The organism is Flagellimonas pelagia (assembly GCF_003584135.1).
Lineage (GTDB): Bacteria > Bacteroidota > Bacteroidia > Flavobacteriales > Flavobacteriaceae > Flagellimonas > Flagellimonas pelagia.
Genome location: NZ_QXFI01000036.1, coordinates 434,488 through 447,702, shown reverse-complemented (window position 1 = coordinate 447,702; position 13,215 = coordinate 434,488). Strand labels below are relative to the sequence as shown.

At 44.8% G+C, this 13,215-nt stretch carries 8 protein-coding genes; all 8 read right to left on the bottom strand.

Features of this window, described 5'->3' with window-relative positions; translation table 11 throughout:
• Positions 1-3 precede the first annotated feature (3 nt).
• Positions 4-3,288 carry an amidohydrolase family protein gene (locus D2V05_RS18995; RefSeq protein ID WP_119649196.1) on the bottom strand — a complete coding sequence of 1,095 codons (3,285 nt, stop codon included), beginning with the start codon at positions 3,286-3,288 and terminating at the stop codon, positions 4-6.
• Positions 3,289-3,401: 113 nt separating this feature from the next.
• On the bottom strand, positions 3,402-4,673 hold the full coding sequence (locus D2V05_RS18990) for a metal-dependent hydrolase family protein (RefSeq protein ID WP_235855501.1): 1,272 nt from the start codon (positions 4,671-4,673) through the stop codon (positions 3,402-3,404).
• Between the two features lie 9 nt (positions 4,674-4,682).
• Complete coding sequence (locus tag D2V05_RS18985) at positions 4,683-6,107, bottom strand: amidohydrolase family protein (protein WP_119649194.1); 1,425 nt, start codon at positions 6,105-6,107, stop codon at positions 4,683-4,685.
• Entirely contained in the window at positions 6,107-6,682 is a 576-nt protein-coding gene (locus tag D2V05_RS18980; RefSeq protein ID WP_119649192.1) for a YdeI/OmpD-associated family protein, read from the bottom strand. Before D2V05_RS18980 ends, D2V05_RS18985 begins: the two co-directional genes overlap by 1 nt.
• 1 nt (position 6,683) lies before the next feature.
• Positions 6,684-8,306, bottom strand: a complete 1,623-nt coding sequence (locus D2V05_RS18975) for a M1 family metallopeptidase (protein ID WP_119649190.1) — start codon at positions 8,304-8,306, stop codon at positions 6,684-6,686.
• 3 nt (positions 8,307-8,309) lie between these two features.
• Entirely contained in the window at positions 8,310-9,644 is a 1,335-nt protein-coding gene (locus D2V05_RS18970; RefSeq protein ID WP_119649188.1) for a M28 family peptidase, read from the bottom strand.
• Between the two features lie 104 nt (positions 9,645-9,748).
• Positions 9,749-10,933: a nuclear transport factor 2 family protein gene (locus tag D2V05_RS18965; RefSeq protein WP_119649186.1), complete on the bottom strand. Its 1,185-nt coding sequence runs from the start codon at positions 10,931-10,933 to the stop codon at positions 9,749-9,751.
• A complete protein-coding gene (locus D2V05_RS18960; protein ID WP_119649184.1) occupies positions 10,930-13,140 on the bottom strand; it encodes a bifunctional alpha,alpha-trehalose-phosphate synthase (UDP-forming)/trehalose-phosphatase in 2,211 nt (736 codons plus the stop codon). The genes D2V05_RS18965 and D2V05_RS18960 overlap by 4 nt, the downstream gene beginning before the upstream one ends.
• Between the last annotated feature and the right edge of the window lie 75 nt (positions 13,141-13,215).

Sequence of the window (13,215 nt, the reverse complement as noted above, 5' to 3'; positions counted from 1 at the left end):
ATTTTAGTTATGTCCAATTTGGCATCCGCAACCGGGCGTTGTAAAGCTGTGGGCCTCTTCATGCCATGGAAAAGCTGCGTTGTATTTATTGTTTTCCCACCAGAATTTGGTCCTTTTCGTTTCGGTGTTCCCTATTTCGTCCATGGTTTCCGTAACGAACAAGCGGCCGTTGACCATGGTGTATTTCACGGATTCCGAGTTTCTGATATCTTCCAGTGGATTTTTGTCCAACACGATGAGGTCTGCCAGTTTGCCCACCTTCAAGGAACCGATGTCATTTCCGGCACCGATGTATTTTGCCCCGTTGATGGTGGCGGCCTGCAGAGCTTTCATATTCGTCATGCCTCCCTGTTGCAGCATCCAAAGTTCCCAATGCGCGCCAAGTCCCTGCAACTGTCCGTGGGCTCCCAAATTGACTTTCACGCCTTCATGGGCAAGGTCGGTAACGGTTCTGGAGACAAGGATATGGCCATTTTCATATTCCTCATCCGGTAACATGGTACGGAACCTTGCACGGGAATCAATGATTTCCCTTGGCGTATATTTCAGTAACTTTTCATTTTCCCAAACATTATCTTTTTGGTAGAAGTAGTATTCCCCACTCGGCCCTCCGTAGTTGACAATAAGGGTAGGGGTATAGCCCGAATTACTGGTTTTCCATAGCTCGGTCACATCTTTATACACGGGGGCCACGGGAATGTTGTGTTCCACTCCTGTGTGCCCGTCCATGATCATGGACATGTTGGTGTAGAAAGTGGAACCGCCTTCGGGAACCACATTGATGCCCAATTCCCTTGCGGCTTGTATAATTTGTTGCCGTTGCTCCCTTCGGGGTTGGTTGTAGCTTTTTACGGAATGGGCACCAAAGGCCTTGGTTCTTCGGATGGCCGAACGGGCATCGTCCAAATTATTGATTACGGCCTTAAAATCTCCATCGGCACCATAAAGGATGATACCTGTGGAATACAATCTAGGCCCTACCATATCGCCATTCTTGATGAGTTCGGACATGGCAAAAATGGATTCGGTATTGGCTGATGGATCATGCGAAGTAGTGACCCCAAAGGCCAAATTTGCATAGAGTTGCCAATGCTTTTGAGTGGTGAGCCCATATCGGAAGCCTCCCACGTGGGCATGTGCATCCACAATCCCGGGCATGATGGTCTTTCCTGAAACATCGTACACTTTTGCGTTGGAGGGAACATTGATCTCATTGGATTTACCCAAATATTCAATACGGTTTTCATTGACGACAATGGTACCGTTCTCGATGACCTCGTCACCTTCCATGGTGATGATTCGGGCATTGGTGAAGGCAATCCTTCCCGAAGGTTTATAGGTTTTGGATACCAATCCCACTTTGATGCCGACACTGTCCATCTTGGCCACTTTTTCTGGGGAACCAGGCAAAAAGGTAAACCGATTTTTAATGTCATTCTCGAAATACTCGTCCCCCAAAGTCCAAAAAATCTTTTGGCTATCGCTAGACCAATGCAGGTTGATACCCGCGTCCTTGGAAATTTGTGATACAGGAACCGCTTTGGAATTGTTGTCGAGGTCCACTTCTTGTCCGTTGAGCACCAAAGGCGCAATATAGGCCTTGTGCAAAATGGTGAACGCAATCCAGTTGCTATCAGGACTGGGTACCAGTCGGTTGGCATATTTGGATTTGATATGGGTTCTTTCGTCTTTCCCGTTCAAGTTGACAGATTTGAGCGATTTGGTCAGGTTTCCAAAGTAAGTACCTCCCGTTTGGTAGAAAATACGTTTGCCATCTTTTGTGAAAACAGGATATTCCCCATTATCCAAAACCCATTTTACATTAGTGCCATCGGCATTTATAGTGTAGATTCCCGATTTATTGGCAAAAACCCTGCCTTGGTCGTTGTTGCCCGATTCTTTTTGATAGGCGATTATCTTTCCGTCAGGACTAAAGGAAGGAGTTCTGTAAATGCCTTTTTCAGTGGTGAGTTTGGTCATCGTTCCACCGGAAACTGGAATTTTGTAGATAGCCCCCAAGTTTTCATCGTTCCAGGTGACAAAGGAAATCGTCTTTCCATCGGGTGAAAAAGTAGGTTCAAACTCAAAATCTTCCCCTTTGGTCAAACGGGTAGGTTTGCCATTGGGCAATTTTTTGGTCCAAATGTGGCCCAACGCATTAAAAACTAACGTTTTTTGGTCAGGGGAGGTAACCGCATGCCGAATCACTTTGGCCGTAAATTGGTCAGGCGCTGCTGGTGAATCTACATGTAGGGTTTCTGCAATTTGAATTTTGGCATCAACAGTAAAGGGGATATTCGTCACCGCCAATGAGTTAATATCGATTTTGAAAATTTTTCCCTTGTTCCAAAAAACGATTTCCTCGTCATTGGGCATCCAACTAAAGTTGGGATACACACCAAAAATGGCCCAAGCCTCTTGTTGGTCTTTGTTTAGGTCGTCAAAAATGGGCCACTCTTCACCCGTTTGAAGGTCGTGCAGGAAGAGCACCGTTTTGGTACGGACACGTTTTATAAAGGCCAATGTTTTGCCATCATGTGATATTTGCGGTCTGGCGGCACCACCTGGTCCTCCGGTGACTGTAGTGGTCTCGCCTGTTTCAAAATCATATCTTTTGATGACATAAATCTGTGAGTTGGGGTCTTTGTTGTACTGAAAATACCCTCCTGGATACACATCTTCACTGTAATACAAATATTTGCCGTCCGGGGAAATGACGGGCTCGTTTACATCCTGCTGGTCGTTTTTTCGTTTAGTCAATTGTATGCCCGAACCTCCAGTGATATGGTACTGCCAAATTTCACCGGCACCCAAGGAACGTTGTGATGTAAAATGCTTTCTGGCCACCAAATAATTGCCATTGGGCAACCAATAGGAATTGTTCAACAACCTGAAATTCTCCTCGGTCACCTGCTTGGCATTGGAACCATCGGCATCCATCACCCAAATGTTGTCTCCACCACCTGCATCACTGGTAAAGGCAATTTTTTTACCATCTGGACTGAAATGGGGTTGTACTTCAAATGGGATTCCTGTTCGCAGAACCTTAGCCTTACCTCCGGTTATAGGCATGGAATAAATATCACCCAATAGGTCAAACACAACGGTCTTTCCATCCGGACTTACATCTAGGTTCATCCAAGTACCCTCATCTGTGGTAAATTGATGTTCCTTGAAGTTAAAATCCCCTTTGGGATTGGTCACATCCCACTTGGAGTCATCCTTTTTATCTTGGGAAAAAAGTGATGTTGATGCCATAAGCACCAACAGGAAGAGAAGCTTTTTCATTTTTGGTTGTTAATTAGTCGCTTAAAGATACCAAAAAGCCTCGCTGGATTTCTTAAAAAGATGTTAAGGGGATTATAGGCAAAGGTCTGAAGGAATCAAGGAAAGAGATTGTATCACTCATTTTTGTAAATAACCCCATCCTTCATCACAAACCGAACCTTTTCCATTTGCTTGATATTTTGGGAGGGGTCGCCTTCTACGGCAATGATATCGGCCAAAAAGCCATTTTGAAGAGTCCCTAATCCTTCCAAATGCAAAACCCTTGCATTTACGGAAGTGGCCGATTGTAATACCTTGATGGGCTTCATTCCGTACTCGACCATAAGTTCCATTTCCCTGTAATTTTCGCCATGTGGAAAGACCCCTACGTCGCCTCCAAAGACAATGTCAACTCCGGATTCCAGTGCCAGTTTAAAGGATTTTTTCTTTTTAATAATCCGGTCCGTATCGGGTTCGGTACCTTTTTTCCAGCCCTTGTATTGTTCCGTGGCATCACCTGCAGCCAGGGTAGGGCAAAGCGCCACATTTTTTTCTTTCATCAGAGCAAAGATTTCCGAAGTGCCGCCATCGCCATGTTCAATGGTTTCCACGCCGCCCATAATGGCACGTCGCATGCCTTCAGCTGTCCCGGCATGGGCCACTACGTAACGACCAGCTGTGGTTGCCGTGGCCACCATGGCATCGATTTCCTCTTGCAGGAAAGTAGGTTGGGAGGGTTCTCCTTTTCCCCAGCGATAATCGGCATATATTTTAATAAGATTGGCGCCATTGCCCATTTGAGTGCGGACCTCCTTGATCGCTTCGTCCCTTCCGCTCACGGGAACTGCCCCAAGAGGTACCGTTACCCCATCATGAAACCCTTTTGGCCCATAGGCCCCAGTCGCCACAATGGCGGGTCCGGCAACCAACAATCGCGGACCGGGAATGATGCCGTCATCTATGGTTTTCTTTAGATAGACATCGGTATATCCGGCACCTTCGGAGCCGAGATCACGCATGGTGGTAATGCCGGCCATCAACGAATTTTTGGCATGGACCACCCCACGAACGGCCCTTTCGGTCGGGGATTCCTTCAATACCTGATCGTTCCATTCGGTTTCATTGTAGGGGTGCAAAAGGACATGGGAATGGCCCTCAATGATTCCTGGCATTAAAGTGGTCCCATCCAAATTGATCCTTGTATAAGAATTGGCACGTTTTAATCCGCTTTCTGGACCTGCAAATAAAATTTTGTTTTCCGCTACGGCAACTACCCAATCTGAATGCATTTCTTTTCCGTCGAACACGCGATCAGGAACCAATAAAGTTTGTGCTTTTGTTGATGTGGTCAACCAAAATAGCAGTAGTAGGAGGTAAGTCCGGTGTGAAAGAATTGAATTCATCATGATGTTTGTTTATGGCATTACGGCATCATCCAAAAATTTACTCAATTGCTTTTTGGAAAACACTTGTGTCCCTTTGATGACATAATATATGTGTTGGGTATTTTCGATATTTTCCAACGGATTGGCATCCAAAATCACCAAATCGGATACTTTTCCTTCTGAAATGCTCCCGTATCCAACGGATTGCCCTAAAAATTTAGCTCCATTATAGGCTGAGGTTCGAAGTGCATCCAAAGGAGAAATACCATTTTGAACCATGGCCTGCAGTTCCCCATGCAATGAAATCCCTGGGTAGGTATACGAGTTGAAGGCCCCGCTATCCGATCCGGCCAAAAGTTGTACTCCTGCAGTATTCAAGGATTTGGCCAAGTGCCCAAAGAAGGTATCCAGTTCTTTTCTGCTTTTTCGAGCTTCCTCAGAGGCATTCATAGCACTTCGGATACGTCCCTCGTAGGTTTTGATGATACCTTTCCCCATGTACTTTAAATATGGGTCGTTGCTATGGTCTACTTCATCCAGATAGCTCAAAGTCTTACCAATATGAAGCGTAGGAACCACAAAAACATCATTTTCTATTAAAGTTTTGAAAGTCGTTTGGGCCGTACTATCCGAATAAGCACTCATCAAAGCAGGCATGGAACCCCAAAAGCCCATTTCACCGTTTTTTAATTTTTCCGTAACCTCTACTTCATTGCTGGCACAGCCTTTCATGATATAGTACAGGTGTTCAATGCCATCCATGCCAGCGGCAACGGTTTCATCCAAAGTAACGGTAAAGGGCATGTGGCCCGATACGGTGAACCCTCTTTTTTTTGCCTCTTCGATGGACTTAAGATAATTTTCCCCAGAAATACGGCTGTCGTAGATTTTTACAAAATCGACCTTTAGTTTTTCCAAGGAATCCAAAGCATGAACAATATCTTCGTCGTTTTCCACTTCCAAGGAACCTGCCCAAGTGGAATTGGGACCATCAATTTTAGGTCCGGCCGTAAAAATGGTGGGACCTACCAATTTCTCGTCAGCGATTTGTTGTTTCCAATCCATGACCGAATGGGTCAAGTCCCCACCGGCATCCCGTACCGTGGTGATGCCATTGGCAATGAAAAGTTTCAGGAAATTCTTGTTGTTGGCAATCAAGGAATCGCCGCCCCTTAAATGGATGTGGTTGTCCCAAAAACCAGGCAACACATATTTTCCCGTGGCATCGATGGTGGTATCGACCGCAAAATCATTTTTGGCACCAGCTTCCAATATGGCCTGTATCTTTCCTTCGGAAAGAAAAAGATCCCTTAAGCTACTTTTACCGGTTTCCAGGTCAATGACATTCGCATTGGTTATGGCAATATCTGCATGGTGTTTTGCTGATTTGGTCTGACATGAGGCCAATAGGATCAATACCGAACAGGATAGCCAAATTTTTATATTTTCTTTCATTACCACGTATTTCTGGATTTAATGTTTTGCTCCGATAGGGAGATGATTTCCTCGATTCTTTTTTGACGGGTCTCTTCCCGTTTGGCTTGGTTCAACCAGTACAGGTAACTTTTTCGTTGTCCGCGGGTAAACCCTTGAAAGTTCTGATAGGCTTTCTTGTTCTTTTTGAATGCTTTTTGGAGGTCATCGGGTACCACACCATTTTCCACATCGTCCAGCACCGTCCACGACCCATTTTCCTTCGCCAATTGAATGGCATCCAGACCACTTTGGTGCATGAGTTCTGCTGCCATCAATTCCTCTATGTGGTCTTTATTGACCTTACTCCAAGTGCTTTTGGGCTTTCTGGGGCAGAAATACTGTCTTCGCTTTCCATCGCCTAGACTTTTTACGGTGCTATCGATCCAACCATAACATAGGGCTACCCTTACCGCTTCTTCCCATCGCATACTGTCCATATGATGATCCACAGCAAAAAAGATAAGGTAGATTCCATCTGCGGTGCGATGGTTTTCATGCAACCATTCACGCCATTCGGCATCGGAAGAAAAGTAATGCTCGGTCAGTTCGTCCAAATCAACGTTTTTCGGTGTCTATGTAAAAGTTCTTATCGATGACCAATTCTGAACCTTCCAATTTTTCCGTTTTCCATTCCGAATTGGGAAAGATCCAATGTTCTTTATCTTCCACAAAAACGCGGATGGGCATATCAAAATCTTTCACGATGTTGGTATATCGATACGTAATTTCATTGCCTTCCATTTTGTATTCCAACTTGGGAATCATGGTAGTGCGCAAGTATTGGTTGAAAAAAGCCGAAAGGTCCTTACCGCTTTTATCGCTCAAATAATTTTCAATCTGGGCTGAAGTAACGGTTTGATGGTAAAAATCAGTATTCAGTCCGCGTAGCATCTGTCTCCAAAGTTCATCATCCTCAACCAATTGACGAAGGGTGTGCAGTATATTAGCACCTTTGTAGTACATATCACCAGATCCTTCGGTATTCACATCATATGGCCCAATAATGGGTTTGTCGTTGCGGATATTCGCCCGTGTGCCGATTACATATTCTGCGGAAGCTTTGGTACCAAAATGGTAGTCGAGGTACAGGTTTTCGGAATAGGCTGTAAATCCTTCGTGCACCCACATATCAGCAATATCCTTGTAAGTGATGTTGTTGGCAAACCACTCATGTCCCGATTCGTGGATGATGATAAAATCGAATAGCAGACCCCATCCCGTACCAGAAAGGTCGCGACCTAAATACCCATTTGCATATTTGTTGCCATAGGTAACGGAGCTTTGGTGCTCCATACCCAGATAGGGCACTTCTACCAGTTTAAAGCCATCCTCATAAAAAGGATAGGGGCCGAACCAGTGTTCAAAAGCCCGTAACATCATATCCGCTTGAGTGAACTGCACTTTGGCTTTTTCCAAATTCTCTGGCAGCACATAAAAATCCATGTCCAGAGGACCTTTTTCCCCTAGGTAGACTTCGTGGAAATGGGCATAATGCGCAATGTTCACATTTACGCCATAGTTGTTGATGGGGTTGTCCACAAACCAATGATAGGTCTTGTAATCCCCGTTTTCTTCCACACGTTCCAATCGACCGTTGGAAACATCCATCAGGTCTTTGGGAACGGTAACACTGATGCGCATACTGTCCACTTCATCATACATATGGTCCTTGTTGGGCCACCACACGCTGGCACCCAGCCCTTGACATGATGTGGCCACGAAAGGTTGGCCTTCGTCGTCCTCTTTCCAGGAAAAGCCACCATCCCATGGAGCCCGAACGGCTTCCCTTGGATTGCCGGAATATTCAATTGTGATTTCATTGAAATCACCGGGGACCTGTTTTTTCTTCAGTTTGATGAAATGCGCATTTCCTTCTGAGGTAAACTTCAATTTTTTGCCATCTTGGGTGATGGTAGAGATTTTCATCGGCTCCTGAAGATCTATCTGAAGCACATTGGAAGGTTTCAAAACCTTATACCGAACCACGTTGTAGCCCGAAAGGAATTTTTGACTAGGGTCTACCTTTACGTTCAAATCGTAATAGTTCAAGTCCCACCATGCCCTTTCCGGGGTAATACTGCCCCTAAGGGTATCCTGCCGGGTAAAGTTTTGGGCATAAGTTGTTCCCAAGACCAGTAAAATGGTGCCGAGGGAAATAAAATGTTTCTTCAAGGCCATGTTCTATCTAAATACTTTATTTGGGAAAACCACGGGGCTTTCGTGTCCGTCCTTTCCAACTGCAGCTACCCCGAAGAAGAAGTTGTCCAGCACAATGCCTTCCAAAACAAATTCGGTCACATCACCCACATATCGGGCATTGTCCCAAGTGGGGGAAGTGGTGTCCCTCCAATAAATTTTATACCCGACGGCACCCTCTACTTTGCTCCATCGGAGTTTAGCATTGGGTTCCACAATACCGCCGATTTCCACAGTGGTAGGGGCAGGGGGAGCCCAAGCAATGGATGCCAAATTGATAGCGTTGACGGAAGTCAGTTTTTTAGCATATCCAAAGTTCACGTGCTCCAACTTGTCGCCATAAGCGATACCGTTCTCCACACGGATATCCTGATGTTGTTGCGTATAGTTTTCATGGGCTTCCATAATTCGGATTCCCGCAAATCCTGCATCATTAAAAGGTCTATGGTGACCTCCTCGGCCAAAACGGTCCAATCGGTAGACCATCATAGGATTCATCTCGGGCATATAGGTTTTGGTCGTTGTGTAAACGTATCGTGCCAATTGACGAGAAATGCCATCCACTTCACCACCGTAAAAGCGACGGGCATTACGTTGTTGTTCGGTTTCGGTTGGGGGTACAGGTTCCGAAAAAATGCGGAAATCGCGGTTGCTCACTACACCATCTACCCCGGTAATGTTCCCGATCATATCGTTGTTCAGGATGCCAACAATATCCCATTCTTGTTCCTTGGCATATTCGGCCAATCCTTTTCCACCATACAGCCCTTGTTCTTCACCGGATAGCCCCACATAGATGATGCTACTTTCAAATTTGTATTTTGAAAGCACCCTTGCCGCTTCAATGGTCCCGGCCATTCCGCTGGCATTGTCGTTGGCACCGGGAGAATCGGAAGTAAAATTAGCGGGATCGCTGACCCGTGAATCGATATCGCCACTCATGATGATGTAACGGTTGGGGTATTTAGTACCTTTTTGCACCGCAACCACATTTACCACCCAAACATCATGCACGATTCGGGCATTGTCCCCTTTGGGGACTAAGTTTTTTTGGTAGAATACATCCAAGCAGTCACTACACTCCGAAGAGATTTTTTCAAACTCCGATTTGATCCATCGGCGGGCCGCGCCAATGCCACGGGTTTGGGATATGGTGTCGCTCAAAGTATGTCTGGTACCGAAATTCACCAACTTGGTCACATCTTTTTCAATCCGTTCCGCGGAAACGTTATTGATGATGTCATAAATGCGAAGATCGGTTTGGGAATAAAGCATCGGGATGCTCATAAGAGCAACCAAAAGCACGGAAAACTTTTTCATGTTAGTAAGGTTTTGTTTCTGAAAAGCTCGATAGATACAAGAGCAGAATTTCTTTTGATTAATTGAGGTTTGGTTTTGATCTGATGAAAGTAGAAAAAAAGCGATCAACGTAAAAATGTAACTTTTACAATTTTGCCATTTGCCACTTCATAAATGGCCACCGCAGAGAATGTGGAGCCATTTGCAGTCACCGATTCCTCATCAATGACCTTGTTGCCAATCACAATCCTGCTTTTAATGGTACAATGCAGATCTGGAGTGTTTTCAAAAAAACTGCCATACTGTGTTTCCATAGCGGTTTTGCCTTCCGAGAAAAGTTGGTTGGGAAAATTATACAGCTTGATATTTTCGGAATAGGTATCCAAAAAGGCATCAATGTCCCTTGCGTTGTAGGCATCCAATTGTTTTTGGACAATTTTGGCCGGAGAATCCTCTGCTACAAAGGTCAATCGTGTTTTGCTTGGATTGATGGCAATACGTGAAATTTTGTTGATTTCTTCTTGATCAAAGGTCATCAGAGGTTCCCAGTTCACACCATTCTTGAAGTTAAAGGTCAAAAGTGATTTTTCGTGGCCTGTGATGATTATGTTTTCGTTCAACCAGCAGATATCCTCTTCGTTTTCAAAAGTTGCGGCAATACTGTTTGTGGCGCCAGAGACGGGGTCCATGGATTTGATTTCCCATTGCTTTTTACTTTTATCGATATAGCTGATACGATTGTTGTTAGGTATTTTGTGCAACGATCGTCCCACGTTTTTTTGAACCGTGTAATGGCTGTTGTCCTTTAGATTGATGACCACCAGATCCATCCGGTTTTCTACCAATACTGTAGCGACCAACAGTTCTTTATTCACCCAAACATGGTACCCGATCTTTAGATTGGTGATTGGGATAGATTCGCCGGTTTTCAGGTCGTATTCGTAGAGTCGCTGAAGGCCATCCAAATCCAATCGAATGGTAGAAAAGGCATTTTTATCAGGAATTTTCAATGGGGAATATTCACTGCCCGTTGGGGTGTTGGTCAACCATTTGTAAGTGCTTCCTTCGTTGATGTTCAATCGTCTTACATCCGTTTGGTCATCCCTTGTGGAGGCGAACAAAACCGTATCGTCATCCCAAAAGGACGGCTGGTTGTCATACCCATCATTATTGGAAATGTTCTTTGGATTGGATAATAACGGCACGCCATTTTTGAATGATAGGTCAAAAAGATATACCTCAGTGTTTGGCTGGGCACTTAAGAGGGTGGCGCCTAACAAACTGGCAATGATGAAAATTCTGGAAATCATGGTTTGGCAAACCGTGTTAAAAGTTCCCGTACCCTTCTTGTATTTTCCACATGGTATCTGGCATGGGTCTTTTTAAGGCCCACCTTTACCGTTATGGCCGATTCTGGCAGCTCTTGGAACATAAACTCATCGGTCCAGTCGTCACCAATGGCAAAGACGAAATCGTAATCATCTTCGCTCATCATCCGAGTGGCGGCACGCCCCTTGTTTACATTACTGCTCTTGATTTCCATGACCTTGTTTCCGTTCAAAACACTAATGTCGTCATTTCCGATCAAACTCCTAAGCACCGTATTGAGCTCGGTGGCGCGTTTTTCACCAAAATCAGGGTCGGTGTTCCGATAATGCCAAGCAAGGGAGTAATTTTTCTCTTCAATAAATGATCCAGGGGTCCTATCCACAAAGGATTCCAATACGGGCCGGATTTTGGCCATCCATTCTCCTTTTACCTGTTCCAGCATCTTAAATTCATGTCCCTCCTTGGAAATCCAAACCCCGTGTTCCACAATCATGTTGTACTTTTTGGGAAGGAACCAACGTCCAAAGGTTTGCTTGTCACGCCCACTGATCAGAAACAGGGTGGTATTTTCTTGGTTCTGGAGTTCGTCCAACAATTCATAGAGTTCTTCATCAGGGGAGGCTTTTTGGGGATCCTTGTGAAATCCTACCAGAGTGCCATCATAATCCAAGAACAACAACCGTTTTTTCGATTTTGCATAATCCTTGCCGATGTTGTTCAAAATATCGTTCGACATTTTCTGGGAAACAAACGCTTTCCCGGTATCTCTTTTTTCGTTCAGGGCGTTCATGAATTCCTTGGCCCACACTTCCACATTGTAGCGTTCCAATCGATTCTGAAGAAACTCGTTCCTGGAAACTTGTTCTTCCACGGGCATGTTGATGGCTCTTTTCAAAGTATCGGCCTGTTCCTCAAAATTGTTAGGGTTGATCAAAAGGGCTTCGTTCATTTCGTAGGCCGATCCTGCCATCTCACTTAGGATAAGGACACCGGTTTTATCGGTCCTGGTGGCAATATATTCCTTGGCAACCAAGTTCATCCCATCTCGAAGCGGTGTCAACCAGGCAATGTCGCTTGAAGTATATAGATCGATGAGGTTGTCAAAAGGTAAAGAGCGGTAAAAATACCAAATGGGGGTCCAATTTACCGTGGATAACTCCCCATTGATGCGACCGACCAATTCATCAATTTCTTTTTTCAGCAACTGGTATTGAGGTACATTGGAACGTGAGGGGACGGCCAATATGATCAACCGGACTTTTTCCTTGTATTCGGGGTACTTGTTCAAAAAATATTCAAAGGCATTGATGCGCTTGGCAATACCCTTACTATAATCCAAACGGTCGATAGAAAGGATGAGCTTGGTATCAGGAGCAGAGGCCTTGTGACTGTCCAACCGCATTTGCAGGTCACTGCGTTCACCTTCACTTTTGGAAGCATGGAGGATGGCCGCATCCTTGAATTTTTTATAATCGATCCCCATGGGAAAGGAATCCACCTTGATCACCCGATTATCCAAATAAATCTCATTGAAGCTTACATCGAGCCCCAACAGCCTTCTCACGGAGCTCAAAAAATGCCGTTCATAGTCATAGGTGTGGAAGCCGATCAGATCGGAGCCCAACAAGCCCTCCAGCACTTCTTCCCGCCATGGCAGTGTTCTAAAAATTTCATAGGAGGGGAAAGGGATGTGCAAAAAGAAGCCAATAGTAGTATCGGGTCTTTTTTCCCGGACCATCTGAGGAACTAGCATTAACTGGTAATCGTGGACCCAAATGGTATCGTCTTCATTAGATTTTTCGATAATGGCATCCGCGAATTTTTGGTTCACTGCTTTGTAGGTGTTCCAAAAATCAAGTTCAAATTCGGAATATTCCAAAAAATAGTGGAACAAGGGCCATACCGTTCTGTTGCTAAAACCAAAGTAAAAACCATCGATTTCCTCTGCATTCAATTTTACCTTGGCACAACCATTTTTGGCCAGTGCCTTGTCGATATCATCTTCAAGCTCGGGAGGGGTTTCCTCATCCGTAAGCCCGGACCAACCGATCCATAGGCTTTCGCTACCACTGTGCACAGATTTCATTCCTGTGGCCAATCCTCCCACACTTGGTATAGCATTGATGGTTCCATTGCTAATTTGTAATTGTACGGGTAATCGGTTTGAGATAATGATAGTTTTGCCCATAAAAGGATGGTTTTTGTCAGATTTTAGTTTTTTGTTTCTTTAAATTTCGGGAAATTCGACCGCAAAACCAATTTG

Bases quoted from the DNA above. Each gene is read 5' to 3' on its own strand.
- D2V05_RS18995 (WP_119649196.1), bottom strand. From the start codon at position 3,288: ATGAAAAAGCTTCTCTTCCTGTTGGTGCTTATGGCATCAACATCACTT.
- D2V05_RS18990 (WP_235855501.1), bottom strand. From the start codon at position 4,673: ATGATGAATTCAATTCTTTCACACCGGACTTACCTCCTACTACTGCTA.
- D2V05_RS18985 (WP_119649194.1), bottom strand. From the start codon at position 6,107: ATGAAAGAAAATATAAAAATTTGGCTATCCTGTTCGGTATTGATCCTA.
- D2V05_RS18975 (WP_119649190.1), bottom strand. From the start codon at position 8,306: ATGGCCTTGAAGAAACATTTTATTTCCCTCGGCACCATTTTACTGGTC.
- D2V05_RS18970 (WP_119649188.1), bottom strand. From the start codon at position 9,644: ATGAAAAAGTTTTCCGTGCTTTTGGTTGCTCTTATGAGCATCCCGATG.
- D2V05_RS18965 (WP_119649186.1), bottom strand. From the start codon at position 10,933: ATGATTTCCAGAATTTTCATCATTGCCAGTTTGTTAGGCGCCACCCTC.
- D2V05_RS18960 (WP_119649184.1), bottom strand. From the start codon at position 13,140: ATGGGCAAAACTATCATTATCTCAAACCGATTACCCGTACAATTACAA.